Genomic DNA, 26,200 nt, shown 5'->3' with positions numbered 1-26,200 from the left:
CATGAGGAAAATTATTCAGCTATAATTCTTTGGAATTTGAACATTGGGAAACCTTTTGTTCCTGAGTCCAAATCATAGAAATCTGTGAATCTTAGTTTGTATAATTTATTATCAGAAGATTCAATAATGTAATACTGATCTTCAACGATTTTATAAGTAAAAGTTGCAAAATCTAATGATTTCCAATCTGAACCAATAGCTGCTACATCTGAAGATAAAGTGATTGCTGATGCTTCTTCAAAAGTAATATCATCATAGGAAATAAAAGTTTGACCTTCTGCTTCTAGATCTTCTTTATTTAAACGGATAGCTTTCACATTGGTAGTATTGATCAAACCACCTGTCATATTATAAGGGTATGCTGTTCCTTGATCATCATAAGTGATTCCTAAATAATACGTCAAGACAATATCCCAACCTTCTGGTCCTGATACTGATGTTTTTTCAGCAGGAATGTCAAAAGCATAATAGTCTTCATCGTTATAATGAACACCTGTTGTATCTGCATTCATATCAGAAGAGGCAGCATCCAAGTTAACATACACCTGACGGTTATAATCTAATTCTACTGTTGATACAGGACCTCCCGGATATTGTTCTTTTTCAATCTCTACTACAGGCATTCCATAAAGAGAAACTTGTAAATCATGAGATGAAGCGTCTTCAGGAATGATTGTTTCAGAAGTGTCATCACTGTTACAAGATGATAAGATTGCAATAGCTGATAAGAATGTAATGAACTTTTTCATTATTGTAAGTTTAATTTTAGTGAGATATTATCCCCGTTTACTTTTTATTTAAATTGATTTTTAGGGAAACAAAATAAGTTCTTCCCCATGCGATCAACGAAGTTGACCCTCCTGAATGTGTACCACCACTAGCTGTGTTATTCACATTGGTGACATCCAAAATATTTTTTACCCCGGTGGATACCGAGTATCGTTTGTTCTTAAAGTTTTTAGTGGTCGAGAAGTTTAGCATGCTATAGGCATCAGTAAATCCTTCATCGACTACTTCATTGTCATTACTGTCTGTCGTCAATAACAATTGAGTTCGTTTGCCTGTGTACTTATAATCCAATCTTGCCGATAAGTCTATAGATGGCCAGAAATAAGAAAGAGAAGAGACAAAATCTGTAGAATATCTAAAATCAAAATCTCCTTTATTTTCTAAGTCATAACTAATACCTGTTAAGGTAACTCCTCCATCAATTTTTAATTGATTATTAAAATTATAGGATGCTTTAAAAGTTCCTCCTTGTGTTTTCTTTTGAGAGATGTTCATATACACAAAAGAATTTCCTTCTCCTTGTGCCATATCAATCACATCGAATAAATGGTTATAAAAACCTGTGGCTTCAAATCGTAAAACTGATTTTGACGACAATTCGATGTCTTTATTTAAGTTGGCTGTTGCACTATATGATGTTTCAGGAATTAAATCTGGGTTACCATATATTTCATGATTTGCATCGACAAAATGCATGTACATTTCTTTAAGAGATGGTGCTCTAAACCCTTTTGCAAATGATAAACGACCTGTCCATTGTGATTGATTTTGATATTTTACATGGGCAGAATAAATCAAAGGAGCATCAAATTGATTATGATGAATGAACCTTGCTCCGGGTTGAATAGACCAATTATCATTTAATTCAATATTTAGTTGAGTCCATAATGAGTTTTCTGTTAGCTGTTCATCCCCCTGCATTTTAGAACCCTGACCTGTTTCATCCGTTAATTCGTACCCTGCATCAAATTTGAACCAATTCGTTAATTGTTTTTCATAGGATAAACGAGCATTCCAAGTCTGAAAGGCATCGTATGTACCTTCTCCTTGTGTTTCTTTTGTTCCTTCATCTAACTTAACAAAATATGTCTCTCCTGTTCGGTCGTAAACGTTGTAAGAGAGCATTCCTTGTAAAGCATCACCATTTTTAAAACTCTTATTAAACTGTCCATAAACAGTTCCTCTATCTGTTGTATAATAATTATCAAAGGCTCTAATTGGATTGGCATTGTTGGTATAATTTCCAATAATTTGGAGATCTTCCCTACTAAAACGTCCTCCTATTTTTATATTCCATCCTTTCCATTTATAACCATAATATACATCCGCATTGTATTGATCTTTTGGATTAAAAGACATGGCTCTAGAAGTTTCATCAGGATTAAAACCTTTGAATAATCTTGTTCCTGCATTCACTCCCCATTTATGATTATTTTTTGATCCTGAAATATTAGCATCAGCACTAAACAAACCAACTGATTCGTAATAGGTTTTAGCGGATGCATTTATCGTTTTATACTTATTTTCCTTAGTAATAATATTGATTGTTCCTGCCAAGGCATTAGATCCATAAATCACAGACATTGGTCCTTCGATTACCTCAATATGATCTACAGAAGAAACATCTAATTGTCCTAAATCAATATCTCCTCCTTGTCTACCAACAACAGGCATACCGTCAATAAGTATTTTCACATGTTGTCCTTCTAGCCCTTGCATAATGATTTTCGATCCTAATACTCCATCTTGAACTAGATTAATATTAGGTTGAAATCTAAGTGCGTCTTGTACCGTTTGAGCTCCAATTTTCTCAATTTGTTTTCCATCAATCACCTGAATTCTATAGATAGATTCATCGACAGTTTGTGGCTGTACAGAGGCTGTTTTCACTACTTGATTTAACATCAATAGATCCAACTTCATCTTTACTGTAGTATTTTGAGAAGTGGCAGAAAGTTCAATTTCTGATGTTTTGAATCCCATATAAGATACCGTACAAAACGTCTTTTCCGTAATGGCTACTTTTGCTAGGCCGTTTACATCAGACACAAAATAGGACTTTTGCCCAGATGCTGTAAGTAGACAAACATTTGCTCCCGTTAAGGGTAATTTGTCATCATCTAAAACAGTAATTTCTATATATTGCTGCTGTGCCCATAGGTTAAATGGGATGATGAAAAATAGTATGTAAATTAAATTTTTCATTGATAGGTTTAAGCACGAACTACCTTCGGCTTTTGATTTATTTTTTTCGTTTTTGTCTTCTTAAATTTGCCCTCTGATGCTATTTTTAAGCTATCCAATACACAACCTGTAGGACAAGCCGCACGACACCATAACATGGGGTATCGCATGGAAATAACTACAAATGCAATGGATATATATAACCAATAAGAAGAGAGCTCCATGCTGAATAAATCGGGGAACAATTCGAAATTTCCGAATTGCTTATAACCATATATGAATCCTCCAAATAATACCAGAGTAATCATATATCTAATGTATTCAGCTTGCTTGTTTGTAATAATTAGTTTCTTCGATTTAAAAGGAGAGTATTTTAATGTAAGCATCTGTGCTGCCCCAAAAGGACATACATAAGAACAATAAGCATTCTTTCCCCATACCGCAGAGAATAATGTTAGTAAGGCATATAATGCTAAAAATAAAGAAAGTTCTGTCCCCATAAATGGCATTAGGAAAGTGATATAAGTGAATGAACTATTCATACCAAATCCTATGTAAGCCATGGTAAATAATGAAACAAACAATCTATTCTTTTTCGTCTTATTAATTTGTGGAATTACTGCATAACCAAAGATACAGGCAATCACTAATAGATTGAAAATCCACCAATAAGTAAGCTCGGCTTTTACGCCAAAAGCTTCAATGCTTTTATCGTAATAGGTTTCTAAAATTTGTGGAGCGGTGGTATGAAAAGCCTCTGTAACCCCTTCTGCCATTGCTCTTGTAGTAATAGTAGCACCAGAAATAGCATCTATAGTATGTTCTGCATCATCTAAAGACAACCCCTGGTATTGATTTAAATAAGTACTTCTTAAAATCTTCCTAAGGTAACTTTCTGTCTCCTTTGATGTGATATAAGAAACTTCTCTCAAGCTTCCTCCAAGAGATGTTTCCATCCCTAAATAAATTGGTCCTGAGAACCCCTGCACGGTGTTATGCATCATATTTTCAAAGTACAAAGAAGACAAACGACCTCTTTGATAAATTTCTGCATAACATAAATCTCCTTGCATTTTGATCACTATATCCTCATCTTCATAAGAAGCTTTCAATCGTTTGGACATGGCTTCTGCCCATTCTTTATTATGAAGAGATTCTCCCATAGTATTAGAAAATGAGATCATTCCAGCTTCTTTCACTACCTTTTTAGGGATGGCTCTTACCAAACCATACTCCCCAAGTACATAACTCTTTCCTTCCGAAATTAAACCTGCTTCCTTTGTAGTTGACTTCACAAAATCAGTCACCAATTTAGGAGCGAAAAATTCATTTTCGATAGTAGATATGTTCTCATGTAAATCATTTCTTTCTAATGGTCCTGCCAAAGTGAAGTAAAGGAAAATAGAAAGGATAAATACAGTGATGGTAGTTTTACGGTAGTCTAATTTTAATTTCATTCTGAAATGATGATATCGTGATTGGTCTATTCTGTAACCATTAATTTGTAAGAGGTATCATAAAACATTTTAGGTACGATATTTTATGATACCCCCTCCAAATAAGTCTAGAAAAAGTAAGCTTACTTTGTAGCAACCTCTTTATCTCCTCTAAGATCAGTCATTGTTTCATCTACAATCTTCACTACCCACTTATTAATATTGGGATCAGGAAGTATAGCGTCCTGCTTGTAAACTACTCTTTTTTGATCTTCAACCATATCTACACCATTTTGGATGATTTCACCCTGAAAATGTTCATCATTGGCCACTAAAACAGGAATCACAATTGCTCTTTCTTCTAGTTCAAGAATTTGATCAATTGCTTTTTTCGTAGGTTCTGATGAATATCTCACTAAGTGACCACACCATCCGTAAGAAATAGAACCGATACCCGTTTGTGCTTTTAGGTAACGACCGATATCTTCTACCATTTCTTCCCATTGTTGGTTAAATTCAGCATCGCCGTAGGCAATTAGAGCAACACCTTCATCGCCAGAACCATTGGATAATGCTTTAGCTCTACGAGTAATATTTTTCTTTAATACTGTTGGGTAATCCAATAATGGAGTCACCGTAACTCTTGCTTTTGAAGAATATGTTTCAATTCCTTCAGCTTTTAATTCTTCCTTCACTTTAGGATCGTTAGCCAACCCTACTATGTTCGGAATATCATTACTTGTATGCGATGAGATCGTTAAGAAAATAGGTACTACAATCACTCTATCGTAATTTTCTTCATCAAATTTTTTCATTTGAGAAGCAATAGAAGGCTCTGTATATTCCATAAAAGCAGTTCTTACTTCAGTAATTTCACCACTTTTCATGATTTGACCTTTGACATCTTTTTCGATATCTGTAAGCATAGTTCTCCATTGCTTCGAATGAGAACCGTGGTTCACAAGTAATACTCCAATTTTTTCCCCAGAAATACTTTCTGCTACTTCAGAAGTAGATTGTTTTTTCTCGTTACAAGAAAATATTGTTAGCGAAAGAACAAGCGTTAGTATAAAAGATTTGATTAGTTTCATGTTTCTTATTTGTAATTAATCTAAATAACATCACAAATGTATAGGAAGTTGCTTACTCTTGTTTATCGAAAAAGGAAATGATTTTTACGAAATAAGAAACTTTATTTTTCTGATTTCGAAATTAAACATTCAAAAACAGGCTTTAAATTGCATTATGGAGGCTTTTAGAGGTGTTTTCTCTTTAAATATCTAACTCTTCAATTTCTTTTTTATTTTTATTAAATCTAAATAAATATAACTTTGCACTATAAATAGTTACAATAACGAGCAATCACTAAATACTATATGGTAGACACTACTACCGATTTATCCTTCAAATTCTTTTTAGAAAAGCACTCTCGCATTATTTCTCAAAAAGAAGAATTTGGATTAGACCTGTTAAAAGCATCGAGTAAATCGACCAATAGAAAAGGGAATTATCAAAAAATCTCTTTTGCTAATCTTGTATTGCATCAATTTTCTTGGAATATCCAAACTCCTATTACAATACTTCTTCCTTGTGAACAACAAGGTATTTTCTTTCAATTATCTCCTAATTGTAATATTGTAAATCATCAGAAAATTGGAGAAAATACGGGGTTTATAGTCAACGGAGAGGATATTGAACTTACTTTAGTTCCCAATCAGAATTACTTTATTTTTATAGAATTTAAGCAAGAATATTTTGAGCAAAAGTTACTTCACCCTTCCTTAAAACAAATGGTGATGGACTTGTTTTTGCAAAAATCTCCAACATTTAGAATCAATAAGGAACTATCTATTTTATTAGAAAAACTTACTTCTACTCAAAAACGAGGCTTATGCCAATTGATGTATCTAAATGGAAAATTATTTGAAGTACTTTCTGAGATTTCTGATCAAATAACGAATTATGAAAATAATCAACAACATCAGTATGAGCCTCAAATGTCTAAGGTAAAACAACTCATAGATGAGAATTTACATATTCAATATTCGATTAATGAACTTGCTAAATCTGTAGGTATAAACACATCCTATCTTAAAAAACATTTTAAGGCTATTTACGAAGAGACTGTTTTTGAATATGCCACAAGAAAGAGAATGGATTATGCTAAAAACCTTTTAAAAACTACTCACCTCAGTATTTCTATCATTTCAGAAAAAGTAGGATATCAACATTCTGCACATTTTTCTTATGCTTTTAAAAAGAATATGGATTTAACTCCAAATCAGTATAGACGAGGATTATCAAAATAAAAAAAGTAGGATATTAAATACCCTACTTTAATAATTACACTTTGGCAATATACTTTATTCAGTAACTAATCTAATGTCTTTTGATATACATTTGATGAATACTCTTCTTCTGATTTTGTAGGATTAAATAGTGCATTTTTTATCTTAATCGATAATAGGTTGAATACATAAAGTATTAAAAAAGTCAGAGTAATATAAACGATAATTAAAATTGATATTATTTCTTGGGTGAGCTGTGCAAAACCAAAAAATACCATTCCCCAATCAATAATCACCCATTGTAAGAAATAAAATACCGTCACATTTTTACTTGCATAATTTATAAGTTGAAGGTACTTTCCTTTGGGTAAATATTGTGTGATAACTTGTCCCATAAACAAGACAAACAAATTAAACCCAACCAACATTAATGTACCTCCTGCACCTATATGGTAATAATCACCAAAATGATAATCATAATCTATATAGCACAATAAACCTCCAATAATAAAGAAAGAAAAAGCATAGATTAATAAGGTGTTTTGAAACTTAGAAACATCATTCTTTTCTTTAAAAATCATTCCTACAAAACGACCAATAAGAATAAAAGCCAACCAAGGAAATAATGGAAAATACACATTGTACTGATCTCCCCACATAATATCTAGAAAGTAATCCAAAATAGGTATTCCTATTCGAAAACCACTGACTTCCTTTGATAGAATAATAATAATTAAAGCGGCTGCTAGTACATTCCACTTATTTTTAAATGGCTTATAAAATAAGGCCATAAATAACAACGAAAATCCCGCTAATTGAAGAATATCACCTAGTAAAAAAAAGTGCAACATGTTACTACTTAGCATAGAAGCATCCAACTTATTTGCCAATAGTAGGTTTTCCGGAAATAAACCCAATACTAATAGAATATCGAATTTCATAAAGTTTAATAAATACCCGATTCCTAAAACTTTTAATGCTCTTAATGTAAGATCTTCTGGGAGTTGCCTCTTAGAAAAGACAAAAGATACTCCCATGACCACTAGAAAGACGGGAGTTCCTTTTTCCAATATTTGTACAAATTGCCCCAACTCACTATGTCGCCAAGTATCGGCTGTGGCATACATCATCATACAATGTAAAGGAATGAGCATAAGCACACTCATTCCCCTTACAAAATCTAAAGATTGTAATCTTGTTTTCATCTAATTTAAAACTTAAGCAGTAATTTCTGGTATTCTATTTTCTTTATACTTATGGATAGGATTCTTAATAGACCCTATAAATTGTAAGCTATTGACAGGGTCACTTAAATCAACCATTTGTTTATTATTTTGTAACTGAAGGCGGTTTAAACAGGAAAGTATAAATTCTTCTTCGAATAAATCTGAGGCTTTAAATTTTGCTTCCAACGCTGGGAATTGTGATTGATATTCATGAATATTCTGAGCTACCAACGCCCAAAATGCATCTTCAGGAAAATCACAATGCTCCTCTAATATTTGAGCCATAAAGCGGAAAAAACAATCAAATACATCCGTAAAAATTGTCAACGATTTCACTCTATCAGTAGCTTTTACCACTAACCTTTTTACCGATTCAGGAAGGTTTTCTTTTTCTTCATAAAGGACAACTTCCTCGGTAATGTCTTTCATAAAAACACTGACTGGTAGACCGTTTTCTAAAACCATAATCAAATTTTCACCATGAGGCATAAAAGCTAAATCATGTTGATAAAAACAATGTAGTAACGGCGATAAATAAGCATTTAAATAACTCATTACCCATTCACAAGCAGAAACACCAGAGGCATCAATCCAAGACTTTAAAAGAGCATTACCATGTGTATCAATATGTAAAACACCCGCCATTGTCGATAAAGTCTGATGAGGCTGAATCTTATCTAATGGTGATTCTCTCCAAAGTACAGCACACATTTTATTATATGCACTTCTACTTCCAAAGGTTTCAAAATATTGGTTGGTGTATCCCATGGTAGCTACCTCTCCTAACATCTTGAATCCCTTAGTTTTTAAGTACTCATCGTCTTTAAGGAAATTAGATATCCATGTAGTAATTTCTGGAGTGCTTTTCATGTAATAAGGCGATAAGCCTCTCAGAAAGCCCATATTTTGAATAGATAATGCGGTTTTTACATAAAATTTCTCAGTCGATGTTTTATTGTAAAGTGTCCTAATAGATTGTTGCGGTTGATGAATATCTTCACCTTCTCCTAGTAAGATCAATTTATTATCAGCAATATCAGAAGCAAAAATGATCGATAATTTATTTTCCCATTGCCAAGGGTGCATTGGGAAAAAGAAGTAATCATCAGGGTCTAGTTTTTTTGATTTTAGTTGCTCTCTAAAAGCATCGTATTGGATACTTCCAATTTCTTGATGCATTACTTTTTCGAAGGTCAGTTCTTTTACTGCCGTAAATGTGGTTAGTGATTGATGCCCTGCCAACCATAACATCTTAAAACCATTTGATGCTTCAGGTGCGTAATGACTAAAATCTTCAACATCAAAACCTATTCTTCCACTATTTGCGAGAAAACACGGATGACCTTCAATCATATTTTTTTCAATCAGCTGAAAATCTCCTTCTGCCAACTGTTGGGCTGTAGTTTTATTCTGACTGTATTTAAAAGTTGCTCCATACAATGTACTTGCAATTTCTTCTAAATAGGTTTCCAGCATAGTTTCAGGAATTTGAAGCTGGGTTTTGAACTCCAAAATAAACTCCATCAATAATAAAGGAAGTTCTTCTTCTCCCCTCTTTTTTACAATCGAAGGCACACTGATATTCCAGTGGTCCAATTGCATTTCTTTGGCCTTAAAACTATAGGTATATTCTGACGAGTCCGAAAATACTTGATAGATACCTAAATCTTCTTCAAAACCAATACGAAGTGGTTCTAATAGTCTTTCGTGAGAAAATTCACTTAATGCCTTTTTTATATATAACCGATTCACTTGTTCCCATACACTTTCTTCTACATTTTCGAAGAAGTGAGAGGTAGATGATGTTGCTGTCATAATTGTTACATTTAGTATTCTAAAAAATAGTTTTGGGTTATTAAAGGAAGTATTTACAACGCCAACTGAAACACCTCAGAAATGTGAAAATCATTTCTGGTACAAAAAGCCAGATAAGCTTCCTTTTCTGGGAAACTGATCATTTTTTGATATTTAAAGCCCGCTTTTTTATTAAGTGTATGAATCTTTTCATTTTCCACATCAGGTTCAACAACTATTCGTTCTACCTTCTTATGTGAAAACATAAACTCCATGATAAAAGAAAAAATATTTGCAGTAAATCCTTTTACAGGAGTTTCTGAAGGGCCTACCAAAATATGGAACCCGTAATCATTTATATCTGCAGAAAAATGTTCGTTCACCCTATCTTCAGGAACGTAATAGAGTTCCATTAGAAAAGATGTTTTTCCATTAAACTCTCCCATTAGAACAGCCGTACTTCCTCCATCTATTATTTCTTGATAAGTCCTTCTAACCGTTTCGATGGACGAATTTTCTAATTGCCAATATTTAGCATAAGGCAAATTCACCCATTGATGTAACCGTTCTAAATCTTTTTCAAAACTGAAAGGACGAAGACTAAATGTCCCATAATTTTCTATTGATTTACTATAACTAGACGCTTTCTCTTCCCATTCTATAATGGGAACTTTTGTTTCTTTTACGATCATACAGCAGCAGACATTGATGCCTTGTTTTGATTGTTCTTTCTTACTATTTCATTTTTGTAAGCCCATCCGTAAAAAACTCCAGCGATGATAAACCCCACAATTGCAATCCCAAATGGCATTTTTAATGAAAAATGATCCACCACAAAACCTGAGACTAAAGAAGAGAAGAGTACACCTAAATTTTGTAGAAAATGGATCTTACTGTAATCAGAAGCGTATTCTTTGGGCTGACTATTTCTAAAGGCGATGACATCAAATTGTACATAAATTTGAAATACTGCCCAACCATAAAGCATTCGTCCGAAGATGATAGACAATACATATCCACTACCTTGTAATGCAATACCACAAATACCCATTAGAATAGATGGCAATATCAGTTTATATACCTGTTGGTTTTTGCCTTTTTTGTGGCTATAAATCAAGGCAACCACCCCAACAAATGCTGGTATAGAATACATAAAGCCTGCTAAAATGTTACTTTCATAAGAAGAGGTACTTTCCCAATATTCTACAAAAAAAGGTCGAATTAGGAAGGTACTGAAATATAAAACCATGGTTAATCCACCAACTTTTAAAATATTAGGTTTGATCCAATCACTTATAAAAGAATTCTTCTCTACTACATTTTCCTCCTGCGCTTTATCTTCTATTGCTTTCGGGTTGTTTTTAAGGTAGAAACAGACAAATAATTGTACAAAATCTCCCATTGCCATAATGAAAAAGACATATTTCACATCAAACCAATCGAGTATACTTCCACCAAAAAAAGCACCCAAAATAGCACCGAAATGTACAATCACAGAAAGAATACTGATGGACGAAGTGTGATTTTCTTCCTTATCAATTTTCATGATAAAAGGATACATCAATAAATAACTCCCTTTAAAAAAGATCATAGACAAAGCCAAGGTCCAGAACAATTCTATACTTTTTACCCAAAATATAGAACAACATAAAATTCCGGCTAATAATTGAGTTATCATCAGAATATCAAAGAGTTGATATTTTTTATGAACCCAAGCCCAAAAAGGAAAAGCTATCATTATTGTTAAACAACACCCTGCCAAATAATAGCCCGTATGTTCTGGTGCATCAATTCCAAATTGATGACTAAAAAACTGTGGATAAAAAGGATGAAGCATTGTATCGCTTACAACAGCCACAAAAGTCATCAATATCAATAAAGTTTTTAATTTCATTTTCTAGACTTCTGTTAATGCTTCTTCTAAAATAGCATTGGGATGTTCAATTTCTTCATCAGGTGTTACTGAGAATTTTTGGAAAGCTATTTTCTCTTCAATAGGATAATATTCTTTTCCTGTTATTTCTCGAATAATATATGAATTACGATAAGCTCCCATTCCTAAATCTGGAGTAACAAAACCGTGAGTATTTAATTCTGCATTTTGTACAAATACACTCTTTCCTAAATGATCTATGGTGTAATTCCTGTTTGCATTGAATTGCCCTTGTTGATCTAACTTGAGTAAATGTTCAATACCACGAATAAACGATGGGGTTTGTGCTTTATAACCGGTTGCTGCTAAAACAAATTCTGTCTCGTGTTGGTAGAATTTGTCTTCTTCTGCCTGATTAAAAGCTAATTTCACTTTATCGCCGAAAGGTGTTGAATTAACCAATGTCGAATTGGTTCTTAAAGAAATATTGAGCTCGCCATTTTGTAGTTTTTTAGCATACATCAAATCAAAAATCTCATTGATTAAATCCTCATTAATGCCTTTATATAAATGCTTATGATCATGCTGTAAAGCTGTTTTTTTCTTTTTATCAAGATCAAAAAAGTAATCTACATACTCTGGTGAAGTCATCTCTAAAGTTAATTTTCCATACTCCATAGGAAAGAACCTTGATGACCTTGTGATCCAATGTAAACTATAATTAAAGCTATCTATTTCGGATAACAAATCGTAGAAAACCTCTGCTGCACTTTGTCCACTTCCTAATACTGTAATCGAAGAACTTTGTTGAAGCTTTTCTTTACTTGGAATATAGCTTGAAGTATGGACTACCTTGTCTTTAATGGGCAATGCAGAAGACGGAATATAAGGAGATGTGCCCGTACCAAACACTAATTTTTTAGTGAGTAAGGTTTCAGTTTCCTGTGTAGAAGTATTTCTTTTAGTAACGTGATATACTTCTGCTTTTTCATCAAAAATGATTTTTACAACTTCAGATGAAAACTGTAAAGTAGAAAGCTGTTCTATCACCCACTGACAGTATTTATTGTATTCGTTTCTTAACACCAAGAAGTTCTCTTTGATGTAAAACGAATACATTCTTCCTTGTTTCTTTATATAATTTAAAAAGGAGAAAGGACTCGTAGGATCTGCTAATGTTACCAAGTCTGCCATAAAAGGAATTTGTAATGTGGTAGACTCTAACAACATACCTGGATGCCAATCAAAATGATCTGATTTATCCAAAAACAAAGCATCTATTTCTTCAATTGGATCTGTAAGACAAGCTAAACCTAAGTTAAAGGGACCAATGCCTACGCCAATGATATCATATATTTTTTGAGTGCTCATATCTAATTGATTTTATATTCTAATTTGTTCATTAATTCATACCCTAACCCTTCTAATAGACTTAGTATTTCTTCAAAATCTTTTGGGGTCATAGAAGGATTTAGAATGGTAAACTTTAAATAGTTATCACCTTTGTATTTGGTAGCAGCAACCATTGCTTCACCATTGTAAAAAAGAGCTTTTCTGATATCTTTATTCAGGTGATTCCAATCGATACCCACCGAATTATCTTTTTCAAATCGAAAAACTAGGCAGTTTAAGCTTGGAGGGTTCAATAACTTAAATGACGTGTGAGCATCAATCAATTTAGCAGCCTCTTTTGTTAGCTCTATTGTTTTATCATAATAGGCTCCTAATTGTTCTTTACCCATATTTCTAAGCGTCAGCCAAAGCTTTAATGCATCAAACCTCTTTGTAGTTTGTAAAGACTTATCCACTTGATTAGGGTAACCTTCCTTCTTTTGATCCTTAGGATTCAGGTAATCTGCATGATGACTTATTAAGGATAATACATTTGAATCTTTAACCACAAAAGCACTGCAGCTTACTGTTTGAAAGAATGTTTTATGATAATCTATCGTGACAGAATCTGATTTTTTAATACCATCTAACAAATACTTATATTCGCTAGATAATAGTAATCCACCTCCAATTGCTGCGTCTACATGTAACCAAATTTGATATCTTGATGCGATATCAGCGATTTGATGAATTGGATCAATACTTCCATAATCCGTAGTGCCGGCAGTGGCTACAACTCCAATTGGAAACTCCCCACGAATTAATGATTGAAGTATTGCTGATTCCAATTCATCGACTTTCATCTTAAAGTTTTCATCTGTTGGAATACTTATCACTGCATTTTGTCCTAACCCTAGAATAGCCGCACTTTTTTTCGTGCTAAAATGACTATGTTCTGAACAAAATATCTTCAGTTTTTCTTTTGGTAAACCCTCCTCATCTATATCATGGTTCAAGTTTTTATAAGTATAAGCATCCCTCATTAGCAATGCTGCCATTAAGTTAGATTGAGTACCTCCACTAGTAAAAACGCCATCACCATTGTCAAAACCTATTTCATTCGCAGTCCAATCCACTAATTTTTGCTCAATTAATGTCCCTCCGGCACTTTGATCCCAAGTATCTAGAGAAGAGTTTATGGCCGCAATTATTTGTTCCCCTACCAGAGAAGGAACCACAACAGGGCAATTTAAATGTGCAATATATTTAGGTAAATGAAAAGCCACTGCATGGTCGAGGTATAGATGTTTTAACTCATCTAATACCTCTTCCAATGGCTGTGGTTCATCATTCAGATTGATCTTTTCGAATAATGGTTTTAAATCGTGCGGCTGTACTCCGCTAAAGGGTTTTGTTCTATCTTTTAAAAAGCCTAGAACCCTATCTGTTGCCTTCCCTATATCTTGGATGTACCTTAATCGGCTTTCTGGATCTTGAGAGAACAAAAATGAGAGGTCTAGTTTTACGCTTTTTTGTGTTTGTTCTGTTGCAGTATCAAACATAGTAGTTTAAAGTTATGAGTGCTAATCTATTATTTAGATTGATTATAAATAATAATACAATTTTAGAGCATAAAACTGATAGAACTACTACGAATTTAGATACAAAACTTACGAAAAAAGAAATTAATATTTCGAGATTCATAAAAAATACGATAGATAATTACGGCACCCAAAATTTCAATTTACGAATCCGGAAATCTTTTTTACGAATCAGGTAATTTCAAATACTCTCTATTGTTAAGAATAATTCTAAATAAGAGATTTGCAGCATGAATTATCTCATAAAACTTTGTGGTGGAACCTTCATGTTACTCCTATTGATTTCCACAACAATTTATGCTCAAGAAATAAAAGGAAGAATTCAAGATGAAGAAGGGAAGCCTATTGCATTTGCTACAGTAAAAATTATTGAAAAAAATATTGGAGCAATCACTAATGCAGATGGCCTCTTTAAAATTGAAGGTTTAAAACTTCCTGCTACATATACATTCGAAGTGTCTTCTCTTGGTTATTTAACGATAACTAATAAAAAGAAAATAAACTCCACTAGTCAATTAAAATTCGTACTTAAAGAAGATGTAAATCAGCTTCAGGAAGTACAAATTACAGGTGAATCTACTGCTCAGCAACATCAAAATGCTGGATATGAAGTTTCTACTATTGCTACAGATCAATTATTGAATCAATCCACAGATATCAATCAAATATTAAAAACAACTTCTGGAATTAATATTAGAGAAACGGGTGGGCTTGGTTCAGGTTTTAGTTTGTCTTTGAATGGATTAACAGGAAACCAGGTGAGGTATTATATCGATGGGGTACCTATGGAAAGTTATGGTTCAGCACTCACTTTAAATAACTATCCCGTCAATTTGATTGAAGATATTGAGATTTATAAAGGTGTAGTTCCTATCAACTTTGGAGCTGATGCATTAGGCGGATTGATCAATATTAAAACACCTAATATTCATTCTACATATTTTGATGCAAGTTATTCATTAGGGTCTTTTAATACTCATAGAGTTGCTTTAAACGGACAGTTTTCTGATCAGGAAAAAGGGTATTTTATTTCAGTGCAATCTTTTTTTAATCACTCTGACAATAATTACCTGATGAAAAAAGCTCCTTTGTATGACTCTCTTGGAAATTCAAAAGGAGACATTGAAGCTAAAAGATTTAACGATCAATATTCTTCTGCTATGATCACTGCTAAAACCGGTGTATTTAATAAGTCTTTTGCAGATGAATTGTCTTTGAGCTTAACCTATGCAGAAAACAAAAATAACATTCAACATCCTCCAAATACTATTAATGTAGTTTTTGGTCATTTACATGAAAGGTCGAAAACAATGCTTGCCAACTCACGGTACAAAAAGGCTTTTGGTAAACTAAATGTTGATGCTTTTGTCAATGGAGGTTTAATTCAAAACTCTGCCATAGATACAGTGGGTAAGATTTATCGTTGGGATGGATCTTCTATAGACCGTGATCCCTCTACTGGAAAAGGAGAATACTACCCTCAAAAATCTCTTTTAGTTATTGATGATAAGGTGGTAAGAAGTAATATCAACTTAAGTTATGACCTAAACAATAATCATACATTTGCCTTTAATGCTGGTCAAAACTTCTTACAAAGAGTGGGTGATGATAAAGTGAATCCTAATAATAAGACATTCAGATCTCCAAATCATATTAATAAAACCACTTTAGGAGGTGCTTGGTTAGCAAAAACAAACAATGAGAAAGTAGAATTCTCTCTCTTTGCGAAACAATACTTCTATAATGGGCAAATTGTTATTCAGGATTATGAAGACAATGATATTACAACTGATATAAAAAATGGAGGAACCGGCTTTGGTGGCACCTTAACCTATCATTTAAACAATCATTTCGATATCAAAACATCCTATGAAAAAGCCTTTAGAATTCCTGAAGCTACAGAACTTTTAGGTGATGGGATTTTTATACTTCCCAACCCAGAGTTAAAGCCAGAAAAAAGTCATAATGCTAACCTAGGATTAGCCTATAACAACCGGTTCTCAAATTGGTTCTTTAAAGCCAATTCCAATCTTTTTTATAGATACTCAGAAGATTTTATTCGATTTAGACCAATGGGTCCTCAAGGTACTTATGAGAATATTGCCAATGTTAGAAGTATGGGCTTAGAACTTGGGTTGTATACAGAATACAATCGTAAGTTTTTTGTAAGTGCCAACCTCACTTATCAAGATATTACAGATCAAACTGCTTTAGATGAAGGTTTGCCTAATGTGAACTATCAAAGTAAGGTACCTAATATTCCGTACCTATTCGGCAACCTTAATCTGGGGTACAATATCCTTCAAACAAGCAGTAAAAAGCTGACTACATCTTGGACCTCAAAGTATGTACATCAATTTTTCTTGAATTGGGAAAGTAGCGGAGATCCAGCTGAAAAGCTTACCATCCCAACGCAGTTTACTCATGATTTAAATATTGAATACAGCTTTGAACAAGGTAAATATAATACAACGCTAACAGTAAGTAATATTACTGATGCAGAGGTATATGACAACTTTAAAATTCAGAAACCTGGTAGAGCCTTCTACCTAAAATTTAGATATTATTTTAATCGTTAAAAATTCACTAATATAATGAAACACAACTATTTTATCGGAATCATCTTATTGTTAGTTATTACACTAACAGGTTGTAATGATGACAGTTCTACACCAACTGCTCCAAAAGATGCTGGTATTACTATGGGATTCAAAGTAACGGGTACGCCTGAAACTGAATATGTTTTGACACAAAAAGACATTATGAATTCAGAAGTAACTGTATCAGGAACAGGTCTTGAAACACAAGGTTGGAACTTCTTCTACCAAGTTGGTAATACTTTATTTGTATCAGGATATGATGAGGCTAAAACATGTCAGTCATACACAGCAGATGCAAATGGTACTATTCAAAAAGGAGGTTCTTTTGTATATGATGATCCAATTCAAATGTTTGGTCATTCATCAGATAATACATTGTTCTTTGGTTTAGATAACTTTTATAGTGGTACTTCTGCAAAAACACTTTATATCGTTGATGTTTCTTCAGGTCAAATTACTAAAAAGGTAACTGTAAACATTGACGAAAGAGCTGACGAAGGACTTACTGCATGGGCAACTGCTTTAGTTCAAAATGGTGATAAATTTTTCATTCCTTATCACTTAGTTACAGCCGATGGTAATGTAGGTACTCCTGAAGTAAACACTGCTTATGTTGCTGTTTACAGCTATGACGCTATTATTAATGCAGGAAGTGAAGCAGTATCACCAGAAAAAATTATCACAGATACTCGTACCTCTCATATTGGTACAAACGGACATACTTCATCAATTATCAGAACAGAAAATGGAGACTTGTATTCATTCTCTTCTGGATTTGAAATGGCTGGTGTATACCCTGCTGCCACTGTTCCTTCTGGAATTTTAAAAATAAATAACGGCGAAACAGATTTTGATGACAACTACTTCTTAAACATTAATGAGTTAACCAATGGCGGTGCTATTTTCTGGTTTGATTATGTAGGAAACAACAAAGCTATTGCAAGAGTACTTACTGAAGATATTGGTGGACCTTGGGCGGCATATGGTAGAGATGTTTTCAATCAAAAATTAGTCAGTATTGATCTTGTAGCAAAAACAGTTACTGACGTTGCTGATGTTCCTTTACATGCAAAAAGATATACTTCTCCTGTTGAAAAAATCAACGGTAAAGTATATGTAAGTATTGAAACAGCAAATGATGCTTATGTTTATGAAGTAGATGTTGATAATGCAACAGCTACTAAAGGCGGTAAAATTGTTGGTAAGACAATCAAAGGATTTTTCGACTTAGTAAACTAAAAATATAATTCTTAAAGTAATGTTGGTGATTAAACGGACCTAGCTTTTAGAGTTACCTTATTCCTAAACGAGGGGTTAATCACCCCTCGTTTTACATATTCACTAAATTCTATTTAAACACCCATTCCACTCGATATTTTATACGCTTTATGGAAAAGAAAAAACTGAAGAAAATATTCCGAAAAATTCACCTTTACTTAGGCTTTACTACAGGATTGGTTGTATTTATTCTTGGAATTACCGGCTGTGGTTGGGTGTTCCATGATGAATTTAAAAATCTATTCGATGATTATTCAACAGTTCAAGTAGAAAATTGTTCCTTTATAACACCTTTACAAGCTAAAGAAAAAGCACTAACCGTTTACCCCGATCATCATATTCACGGCATTGCTTACAATCAACCCAATGAAGCTTTAGAAGTTATTTTCTATGAAGCATCACCTGAATTTTACCGATCGGTATATCTTAACCCTTATAACGGAACTGTACTTCATCAAGAAGATAACCTAAGCGGATTTTTTGCATTCATGCTCAAAGGGCACATGCGACTTTGGTTGCCAAAAGATATCGGTCAACCGATCACTTCTTACAGTACATTATTATTTCTTCTAATTATTATTTCGGGTATTATACTTTGGTGGCCTTCTTCCAAAAAACAGCAAAAACAACGCTTAACATTTGATTGGAATGATAAAACTAAATGGAAAAGGAAGAACTATGATCTCCACAGTATTATAGGTTTCTATAGTTCGTTTTTTGTGTTTCTAATTGCCTTTACCGGAGTTGGTATTGGTTTGGGATGGCTTGCTTTCATCACTTATAAAGTGATTGGAGGAGAAAAATCACTTTATTTTTTACAACCTAATAACCAGACAGAAATTGCTCTTCCGTTAGATGATCCAAACAATGCCATACACAATGTGTATGATATTACTAAAAATCAATTTCCTGATTATAAAACCATAGAGGTGCATCTTCCTGAATCAGATTCTCTATCCATTCTAGTAGAAGTACTTTATGGAGAGGGCCAATTTCATGATGTAGATTACCTCTTCTTTGATCAAAAAACATCAGAGCTTTTACCTACTGAAAGTATCTATGGAAGCTACGCTGATGCTGATTTCTCCGACCTTGTTCTCCGTATGAACTATGATATTCATGTGGGATCTATCTTTGGACTACCAGGTAAAATCCTTGCCTTTTTAATTAGCCTTATCATTACTACTTTTCCTGTTACAGGCTGTGTGCTTTGGTATGGTAAGAATTATGGTAAGAAGAAAAAACAACTTGTTATTAATTAGTTAGGAAAAAAATCAAACAAAAATTCTTCGCTTTCTTTTGGAATCTTTAATTCAAATCATTTACTTTGAATTACAAAGCACTTTCAAATATGGAGAATCAACAAGAATATATCAACGACTTAAAAGAGATCAAAGACATTATGAATCGTTCTACTCGATTTATGTCCTTGAGTGGTTTATCTGGTGTTAGTGCAGGAGTTTCTGCTCTAATAGGAGCTTATTTTGCGTATGAACATCTGTACAAAATGGGCTTTGAGAGAAACCAATTAGATCTTGTAAATGTCAATTATCTCATTTTAATAGGAGCCTTAACTATTCTCTTTGCTGTAGGTTCGGCTTTATTTTTCACCAATATAGAATCCAAAAAAAATGGTGTAAAATTATGGGATCTTCAGATCAAAAGGTTTATTAGTAGTATGATGATTCCTTTAGCTACAGGAGGTATTTTAACTTTAATCTTAGTACTAAAAGGTTTTGTTGGATTAGCAGCTCCACTTACACTAATATTTTACGGATTAGCTTTAGTTAACGGTAGCAAGTACACATTTTCTGATATAAAAAGCTTAGGAATTATTGAAATTGTATTAGGTTTGTTGGCTACTCAATTTATAGGTTATGGTATCTATTTTTGGGCCGTTGGTTTCGGTGTGCTTCACATAGCTTACGGGATATACATGTACTTTACAAATAACAGATAGTGAAAGACTTATTAAATAATTTAGATAAAGCTTTCGAAAACAAAGTTCGAATGGGGATTATGGCCGCTCTTGTTGTCAATGAGTACTTGGACTTTAATTCCCTAAAAGAACTACTTGGCGTGACCGATGGTAATCTAGCATCACACCTCAAAAACTTGGAGAAAGTGGAATATGTCTCCATAAAAAAAGAGTTTTTAAACCGTAAGCCCAATACAAAATATTCTGCTACTGATATGGGAAAGATCGCTTTTAAAAAACATATCAAGGCAATTGAAGATTTATTGAAATAATTTTTTTGTTCAATCACTTTGAAACACAAAGTACTTTTAAATATACAATGAAACTATATATGTATCTCACTTTCTTTTTAGTCTATCAATTTATCTTTCTTCAACATAGAAGGTATTTGGTACTGAAGTCAAAAATGATCAACAAGGGCATTCAGTTATTGTTGAAAACACTATAATAAAAAATTTATTTATTCACTTTGAAATACAAAGTACTTTACAAAATAGAAATATGGAACAAATACAAAAAACCAAAAATTCAGCTTTCAATCCTGTTATGATCAAATTAATCATCATAGTGGTTATGATATTAATGCTTCTAATTCCTGTAAGCATGATCAAATCTATTATTACTGAAAGAGAAATTCATAACGAAACAGTAACCAATGAAGTCTCTTCAAAATGGGCTGATCAGCAAGAAATTAAAGGACCTGTTTTAACAATACCTATCTCATTTCAAACCTTAGATAAAGATGGTGCTCCAATAGACTATTATAGTAATTGGTACTTTCTGCCAGATCAATTAAATATCAAAGGAAATGTTTCCTCTCGATCTTTAGAAAGAAGTATTTATGAAGTGATTGTATACGGCTCAAACATTGAAATAGATGGAAGCTTCCTTCTCGACAAAGAATTAAATGCTTCACACATCAAAAAAATTCATTACGAAGATGCTTTTCTAACCGTTGGTGTATCTGATTTAAAAGGCATCAAGAATCAATTAAATATGGCTTGGAATGATGACTCGATTTTAGCACAACCAGGTAGTCAAATTCAAAATATCATTAAAACAGGTGTGACTATTCCTGTAAAAATTCAGAAAGGAGAAACCTATCACTTCAAGCTTAAAATGGACCTACAAGGGAGTAGAAGCTTATCTTTTATTCCATTAGGCGCTACTACCAATGTGGATATCACTTCGAATTGGACTGCTCCAAGTTTTGTTGGAAATTTCCTACCAGACCATAGAGAAATATCAGATGAAGGATTTAAAGCCTCTTGGAAAGTACTTCAATTAAATAGAAACTTCCCTCAAGTGTGGCTGGACGATAAAGCCAATAACAATCAAATTTACATGAATCAATCAGGTTTTGGTATTGATTTAATTGTACCTCTCGATGACTATCAAAAAGCAATGCGTTCGTCCAAATATGGCATCATGACTATAGCACTCACCTTCCTCATTTTCTTCTTGGTTGAAATCATGAATAAAACAAGAATTCATCCTCTACAATATGCTATGGTTGGCTTGGCTTTATGCCTGTTCTATGTCTTGCTTGTTTCAATATCTGAACACAGTAATTTCAACCTTGCTTTTGGTCTTTCTAGTGTTGGAATCATTGGAATGATCTCTCTATACTCCCTCACATTATTCAAAAGTAAAAAGCTAAGTATCATGCTTTCCACAGTACTTATAAGCATCTATTGTTTCTTATTTACCACACTACAAATGGTCGATTATGCCTTACTTATGGGAGGAATAGGATTAACTATTATCCTGGGTGCAACGATGTTCTATACCCGAAAAATCAACTGGTATCAATTACAAATTGACACGAACTAACAGCCAATAAAAAAAGACCAGAAATTATTTCTGATCTTTTTTACTCTATTCATCTAACTCTAACGATATAGCCGCCTAATACTACTAGGTGGCTATTTTTTTAATCTGATAACACTGCATAATCACCATCTACTTCTGTAGTGATTAAATAGGTATTAGATTGCCATTTATATTGACTGTAATAAGATTCGGCTAGTAACAGTATACCTCTCATCATATCTCTTTTTGGTTGATGAGCACTTTCCATTCCCATTTTTATATAATTATCGGAAGATCTAGAAAACTCAAAGAGATACCATAACCCCTGTTTATCCAGTATATCCAGCGTTTTTGATAATCCATATTGAGTTAACAAATCACCCTCAATTTTACTTTCTTTCATGGGACTATTTTCGTGTAATCTTAACTGAATATTATACAACTCCTCTTCTCCTAAAGCATATAAATACGCCTGAACCAACACTGCATCATAATAATCAGGAACATCACTGTTTTCAAAAATCCCATGTTCTCTTTGTTGGATAAATTCTTTAAGCCACGACAAATGTTTTAACTCATCAATCATTTCAGGGTGATGAACTACGACAGAATCAAGTACTTCCATATAGTGTAATACTCTCTTTCTTTCTTCAGAAATAGAATAAAAATTAAATAACTCAGAATTGGTTTTTTCTTTAAAGTAATGATTAGAATAATCTTGCTCTGATATTTCAACAATAGTCTGTAGAGAATCCACTGATAGATTTTTTTGTTTCATAGAATACGCCAATGTTCCGGTTAATACTCTATGAAACTCCTTCATTCTATTTTTATAATATGTATCTAAAAACTGAGGAGAATAGGCCCCATAAAAAGAGCTATGCATAGATTCTTTTAAAGAATTGACATACTGCCCTTTTAAACCAAATCTATTTTGAAAGATGGCTTTTGATTCATGTAAATCATGATGCATGATTGGAATCCAATATTTCATGGCTGATTCAGGAAAAGGAACTGTCATAGTAATAGAAACTTTTACCTGACCATTTTTAACCTTAGTCATTTTATGTGCTAATTGATGGGAAACCCTTGGTAAAATATGTTGAAATAGCTTCTTATTTAGCTTCATAGAATCCATTAAATTCCATTTATTCAATTGCACCGTTTGTATTCTATAAATAGATTCAAGGTCCATAGGATCAAAACCAGGAATATCAATAGGATGGGCTTCATGTAAAGCAGCTGCATCTAAAAAGACATCAATGGTTTCTTGCGACTCAAGAATTTCTTTAAAGAGAAAAGAAAATATATTACTAACACGAATACATCCACCAGACAATTCATAACCTAGTTGATCTTCTCTATTGGTACCATGTATATAAATCAATCGTTTACTAGAATTACTATTATTGATATAATTAAGATCTTCTCGATGGTTTCTTAAATAATCTTTGGCTGATAAATCAACATATTCAGTTCCTTGATTTTTACCTATCAGGCCAAATTGATTGGAAGTTATAAATGCCCTTTCTAGTTTGGTTGATTTTCTATATAGATATTTAACTTCTCCTTTATAAGCTTGACCTTTAATTTTATGAAATATTTTTGTTATTGGTGATGTAATGGTTTTTGATTGCCATCCCTCTAAATTATAATTGTTGACTATCTCAAAATAACCTAAAGGACTTTTTTCAGATTCGTTTTTAAATCCAATACCTTTCCATGCCGAAGAAATATCTACTTCTAGTAAGGTTCCAGATTCCATATCCACTAAATAGCCTTTTTGTCCACCTACATTTGATCTAGATAGGTTACCTACAAAAGCAAACTGTTTTTCATCAGAATTTTTTGTTCTTAGGTACTTTAACGCTTTACTTAATTTCTGATGAACTAACTCATAATCTTCCGTATTTTTTTCTTTTGATAAAACTCTCATACTACATTTCATATTCATCAAAAGTTTCTTTTGGTGTTCTGATAAATGCGTATAATTTTTTAAAACATCTTTGATGATTTCTTCTGTATGTCCAGTTAATTTTTCTGGCATATCGGTTTCCAATTCTTTTAACTTAGAAACCACCGAAAGAGAAAATACTTTTTTTTCAATTTCAATGGACGATGGTATTTTTGAATTGGCTGTCAGACTATTGCACGTTAAAAACAATAGAGTGAGGATTTTAATAGATCGCAGTGAGTACATAGCTAATCAGGGTAAAATCAGTTACAAGTTTTTGGATAATTGTTGAATTATTGAGTTAAGATTTATCATCTAGAATTTAAAAAAAATCATTTAAATTCAAATGATCAACACTGGTTTTAGACACTCAATATCAAATAGTTACAACAGATTATTAGATAATTAAATAATTGGTTTTTTACATTTCATCAAATAATCTAACCACACAACACAATTGATATTAAAATAGTTGACTTCTTTTAAAAATTAACATCTTTGAAATAAAAAAAGCCATCGAATCAAAGAAACGATGGCTACACAATATGTTCGTCTTTATTTAATAGGAATTGAGAAACTAAAACCAAACGACACACTCTGCTCTTGATCTTGAATATCATGTACATAACCAACTCGAGGGCATACATAACCAATATTACCAACAGGAATGAAATACATTAAAAAGGCGTCGACATAATCGTTGCCTAATTTAAATGAATCCCCTTTGGTGATGTCTTTAGCGTATCCGCCACCAACACCCCAATGTCTATTTTTTCCAAATAAATAAGTACCGTAGAAAGCAACAGAACTTTTGTAGCTGTTATTCACTTGCATTCCGCTTTCCAATTTTTGGTTTTCTTTTTCCCAGTCTCCTACCAAAGACATTCCTATCATAAATCGATCAGAAACATAATGATTGTAATCTAAACTAAGAATAAAAGACTGTGCATCTCTTTGTAAGACTCCAGAACCAGAAGTAGTCATGGAAAGATATCCTTTAGGATGATCTTGGGCATTTGACTCTAGGGCAAATAAGCCTATTAAAAGAACTATTGATATTAAATTTTTCATAATTAAAAAAAGATAGTTGTTCCTATTCGTACTGTGTTACCATATTTTTCATGAGCCATATGGAAAAGCTGTAATTGTACTTTTTCAGTGATAAAATAATTAAACTGCGTTTCTAAAGCTGTAGCGACTTCTGGGTTTCTAAAGTCGGGCATTTGCCAAATTGGAGTGATTCTCATGAAGCTTTTATCACTAAATTTGATGGGTGTAATTACCTGAAAACTTGCTCCATGAGTTACTGCTCCAGTAGTCATATGATGTCTGTATTGGTAAGACACAATTGGAAAAAATTGAATCCAATCAGTCGCAATCACTCCTACCAAAACACCTGGAGAAATCATCCATTGATTACTTCCAATACCTGATTGACCCGGAACAAAAACATCAACAGAATAACCAAATGCTCCAAATGTTTTCTCATAGTTCTTATGAGTCACATGGAAAAAGCGAGCTCTAACATCCCCTATTCCATAAGACCTTTGTCCTGTTTCTTTATTTTCTGTAGAGAATACAGGTAATTCTACACTATATAAAATGTTACTGCCTACAGTGCCATTATAAATAAGACGTGCACCTATACGGCCATCCTCATTGGACTCTACCACCGTATTTAATCTTCGGTAGAGATTAGTAGGCTTAGAGTTATCAATTTTTTTTTCTTCTTCTTGAGCAAAACAGAAAGAGCACATGAAAAATAAAGGCAGCATAAAAAGACGCATAAATGTAGAGTTGATAAAAAAGTTGTCACCTTTTTTATACTTTTGATTAATACTTGACCTGATCATTTTGTATTCGTTTTATTCGTATCTAATTATTGAAGGGGATAAACTCTTACTAAACCCTATTCCTTTCGAAAAAACATTGAATGAGTAATACTTAATTGATTTTGCTTTCTACTTTGAGCTTTTAAGGCATACAAAAACTATCGAATAGCAGGGTGAAAATTCTTTATGAACTATTGTCTAATACAATTATTGTAGTTCTAAT

At 32.9% G+C, this 26,200-nt stretch carries 20 protein-coding genes; 7 read left to right on the top strand and 13 right to left on the bottom strand.

Annotated elements, in window-relative coordinates:
• Window positions 1-11 precede the first annotated feature (11 nt).
• The 4 genes from NH26_RS16700 to NH26_RS16685 all read right to left on the bottom strand — a co-directional run bounded on the left by NH26_RS16700 (window position 12) and on the right by NH26_RS16685 (window position 5,500).
• On the bottom strand, window positions 12-749 hold the full coding sequence (locus NH26_RS16700) for an HmuY family protein (protein ID WP_044219720.1): 738 nt from the start codon (window positions 747-749) through the stop codon (window positions 12-14).
• A gap of 37 nt (window positions 750-786) precedes the next feature.
• The gene (locus NH26_RS16695) at window positions 787-2,994 is read right to left on the bottom strand and encodes a TonB-dependent receptor (RefSeq protein ID WP_044219716.1); all 2,208 of its coding nucleotides are present in this window, start codon (window positions 2,992-2,994) and stop codon (window positions 787-789) included.
• Between the two features lie 8 nt (window positions 2,995-3,002).
• A complete protein-coding gene (locus tag NH26_RS16690) occupies window positions 3,003-4,430 on the bottom strand; it encodes an FMN-binding protein (RefSeq protein WP_044219713.1) in 1,428 nt (475 codons plus the stop codon).
• 122 nt (window positions 4,431-4,552) lie between these two features.
• On the bottom strand, window positions 4,553-5,500 hold the full coding sequence (locus tag NH26_RS16685) for a sirohydrochlorin chelatase (protein WP_044219711.1): 948 nt from the start codon (window positions 5,498-5,500) through the stop codon (window positions 4,553-4,555).
• A gap of 285 nt (window positions 5,501-5,785) precedes the next feature.
• Between NH26_RS16685 and NH26_RS16680 the strand changes: the two genes are divergently transcribed.
• Window positions 5,786-6,718, top strand: coding sequence for an AraC family transcriptional regulator (locus NH26_RS16680; protein ID WP_044219708.1), 933 nt, complete (start codon window positions 5,786-5,788; stop codon window positions 6,716-6,718).
• 65 nt (window positions 6,719-6,783) lie between these two features.
• Here NH26_RS16680 and NH26_RS16675 read toward each other — a convergent pair whose 3' ends face one another.
• The 6 genes from NH26_RS16675 to NH26_RS16650 are packed head-to-tail and all read right to left on the bottom strand — an operon-like array spanning window position 6,784 to window position 14,484.
• Window positions 6,784-7,902, bottom strand: coding sequence for a heparan-alpha-glucosaminide N-acetyltransferase domain-containing protein (locus NH26_RS16675; RefSeq protein WP_052431833.1), 1,119 nt, complete (start codon window positions 7,900-7,902; stop codon window positions 6,784-6,786).
• Window positions 7,903-7,914: 12 nt separating this feature from the next.
• A complete protein-coding gene (locus NH26_RS16670) occupies window positions 7,915-9,738 on the bottom strand; it encodes an IucA/IucC family protein (protein WP_044219706.1) in 1,824 nt (607 codons plus the stop codon).
• Window positions 9,739-9,791: 53 nt separating this feature from the next.
• Entirely contained in the window at window positions 9,792-10,409 is a 618-nt protein-coding gene (locus NH26_RS16665; RefSeq protein ID WP_052431832.1) for a GNAT family N-acetyltransferase, read from the bottom strand.
• Complete coding sequence (locus tag NH26_RS16660) at window positions 10,406-11,611, bottom strand: MFS transporter (RefSeq protein ID WP_052431831.1); 1,206 nt, start codon at window positions 11,609-11,611, stop codon at window positions 10,406-10,408. The genes NH26_RS16665 and NH26_RS16660 overlap by 4 nt, the downstream gene beginning before the upstream one ends.
• 3 nt (window positions 11,612-11,614) lie before the next feature.
• Entirely contained in the window at window positions 11,615-12,961 is a 1,347-nt protein-coding gene (locus NH26_RS16655; RefSeq protein WP_044219704.1) for a lysine N(6)-hydroxylase/L-ornithine N(5)-oxygenase family protein, read from the bottom strand.
• A gap of 2 nt (window positions 12,962-12,963) precedes the next feature.
• Window positions 12,964-14,484, bottom strand: coding sequence for a pyridoxal phosphate-dependent decarboxylase family protein (locus NH26_RS16650; protein ID WP_044219701.1), 1,521 nt, complete (start codon window positions 14,482-14,484; stop codon window positions 12,964-12,966).
• 269 nt (window positions 14,485-14,753) lie between these two features.
• On the opposite strand from NH26_RS16650, the gene NH26_RS16645 reads away from it, so the two are divergent.
• The 6 genes from NH26_RS16645 (at window position 14,754) to creD (ending at window position 22,212) form a co-directional block, all read left to right on the top strand.
• Window positions 14,754-17,102 (top strand): TonB-dependent receptor, encoded by a 2,349-nt coding sequence (locus NH26_RS16645; RefSeq protein ID WP_044219699.1) that lies wholly within the window; start codon window positions 14,754-14,756, stop codon window positions 17,100-17,102.
• Between the two features lie 15 nt (window positions 17,103-17,117).
• Window positions 17,118-18,362 carry a DUF4374 domain-containing protein gene (locus tag NH26_RS16640; RefSeq protein ID WP_044219696.1) on the top strand — a complete coding sequence of 415 codons (1,245 nt, stop codon included), beginning with the start codon at window positions 17,118-17,120 and terminating at the stop codon, window positions 18,360-18,362.
• A 149-nt stretch (window positions 18,363-18,511) separates the two neighbouring features.
• Window positions 18,512-19,663, top strand: coding sequence for a PepSY-associated TM helix domain-containing protein (locus NH26_RS16635; protein ID WP_044219693.1), 1,152 nt, complete (start codon window positions 18,512-18,514; stop codon window positions 19,661-19,663).
• 89 nt (window positions 19,664-19,752) lie between these two features.
• The gene (locus NH26_RS16630) at window positions 19,753-20,361 is read left to right on the top strand and encodes a hypothetical protein (RefSeq protein ID WP_044219688.1); all 609 of its coding nucleotides are present in this window, start codon (window positions 19,753-19,755) and stop codon (window positions 20,359-20,361) included.
• The gene (locus NH26_RS16625) at window positions 20,361-20,651 is read left to right on the top strand and encodes a winged helix-turn-helix domain-containing protein (protein ID WP_044219684.1); all 291 of its coding nucleotides are present in this window, start codon (window positions 20,361-20,363) and stop codon (window positions 20,649-20,651) included. Before NH26_RS16630 ends, NH26_RS16625 begins: the two co-directional genes overlap by 1 nt.
• A gap of 229 nt (window positions 20,652-20,880) precedes the next feature.
• On the top strand, window positions 20,881-22,212 hold the full coding sequence (gene creD / locus NH26_RS16620) for a cell envelope integrity protein CreD (protein WP_052431830.1): 1,332 nt from the start codon (window positions 20,881-20,883) through the stop codon (window positions 22,210-22,212).
• A gap of 100 nt (window positions 22,213-22,312) precedes the next feature.
• Here the strand turns inward: creD and NH26_RS16615 are convergent, their stop codons facing one another.
• The 3 genes from NH26_RS16615 to NH26_RS16605 all read right to left on the bottom strand — a co-directional run bounded on the left by NH26_RS16615 (window position 22,313) and on the right by NH26_RS16605 (window position 25,998).
• Window positions 22,313-24,391, bottom strand: a complete 2,079-nt coding sequence (locus NH26_RS16615; protein ID WP_084812211.1) for a L,D-transpeptidase — start codon at window positions 24,389-24,391, stop codon at window positions 22,313-22,315.
• A gap of 309 nt (window positions 24,392-24,700) precedes the next feature.
• On the bottom strand, window positions 24,701-25,216 hold the full coding sequence (locus tag NH26_RS16610; RefSeq protein ID WP_044219680.1) for a hypothetical protein: 516 nt from the start codon (window positions 25,214-25,216) through the stop codon (window positions 24,701-24,703).
• A 2-nt stretch (window positions 25,217-25,218) separates the two neighbouring features.
• Window positions 25,219-25,998, bottom strand: coding sequence for a hypothetical protein (locus tag NH26_RS16605; RefSeq protein ID WP_139263129.1), 780 nt, complete (start codon window positions 25,996-25,998; stop codon window positions 25,219-25,221).
• Window positions 25,999-26,200: the final 202 nt, after the last annotated feature.

The organism is Flammeovirga pacifica, from assembly GCF_000807855.2.
GTDB lineage: Bacteria > Bacteroidota > Bacteroidia > Cytophagales > Flammeovirgaceae > Flammeovirga > Flammeovirga pacifica.
Note: the sequence above shows the minus strand (reverse complement) of the source record. Positions and strands in the feature narration are given on the sequence as shown.

Coding starts and splice junctions, on each gene's coding strand:
- NH26_RS16655 (WP_044219704.1), bottom strand. CDS start 12,961: ATGAGCACTCAAAAAATATATGATATCATTGGCGTAGGCATTGGTCCC.
- NH26_RS16615 (WP_084812211.1), bottom strand. CDS start 24,391: ATGTACTCACTGCGATCTATTAAAATCCTCACTCTATTGTTTTTAACG.
- NH26_RS16665 (WP_052431832.1), bottom strand. CDS start 10,409: ATGATCGTAAAAGAAACAAAAGTTCCCATTATAGAATGGGAAGAGAAA.
- NH26_RS16650 (WP_044219701.1), bottom strand. CDS start 14,484: ATGTTTGATACTGCAACAGAACAAACACAAAAAAGCGTAAAACTAGAC.
- NH26_RS16605 (WP_139263129.1), bottom strand. CDS start 25,998: ATGATCAGGTCAAGTATTAATCAAAAGTATAAAAAAGGTGACAACTTT.
- NH26_RS16680 (WP_044219708.1), top strand. CDS start 5,786: ATGGTAGACACTACTACCGATTTATCCTTCAAATTCTTTTTAGAAAAG.
- NH26_RS16670 (WP_044219706.1), bottom strand. CDS start 9,738: ATGACAGCAACATCATCTACCTCTCACTTCTTCGAAAATGTAGAAGAA.
- NH26_RS16610 (WP_044219680.1), bottom strand. CDS start 25,216: ATGAAAAATTTAATATCAATAGTTCTTTTAATAGGCTTATTTGCCCTA.
- NH26_RS16685 (WP_044219711.1), bottom strand. CDS start 5,500: ATGAAACTAATCAAATCTTTTATACTAACGCTTGTTCTTTCGCTAACA.
- NH26_RS16660 (WP_052431831.1), bottom strand. CDS start 11,611: ATGAAATTAAAAACTTTATTGATATTGATGACTTTTGTGGCTGTTGTA.
- NH26_RS16630 (WP_044219688.1), top strand. CDS start 19,753: ATGGAGAATCAACAAGAATATATCAACGACTTAAAAGAGATCAAAGAC.
- NH26_RS16675 (WP_052431833.1), bottom strand. CDS start 7,902: ATGAAAACAAGATTACAATCTTTAGATTTTGTAAGGGGAATGAGTGTG.
- NH26_RS16640 (WP_044219696.1), top strand. CDS start 17,118: ATGAAACACAACTATTTTATCGGAATCATCTTATTGTTAGTTATTACA.
- NH26_RS16690 (WP_044219713.1), bottom strand. CDS start 4,430: ATGAAATTAAAATTAGACTACCGTAAAACTACCATCACTGTATTTATC.
- NH26_RS16635 (WP_044219693.1), top strand. CDS start 18,512: ATGGAAAAGAAAAAACTGAAGAAAATATTCCGAAAAATTCACCTTTAC.
- NH26_RS16700 (WP_044219720.1), bottom strand. CDS start 749: ATGAAAAAGTTCATTACATTCTTATCAGCTATTGCAATCTTATCATCT.
- NH26_RS16695 (WP_044219716.1), bottom strand. CDS start 2,994: ATGAAAAATTTAATTTACATACTATTTTTCATCATCCCATTTAACCTA.
- NH26_RS16645 (WP_044219699.1), top strand. CDS start 14,754: ATGAATTATCTCATAAAACTTTGTGGTGGAACCTTCATGTTACTCCTA.
- creD (WP_052431830.1), top strand. CDS start 20,881: ATGGAACAAATACAAAAAACCAAAAATTCAGCTTTCAATCCTGTTATG.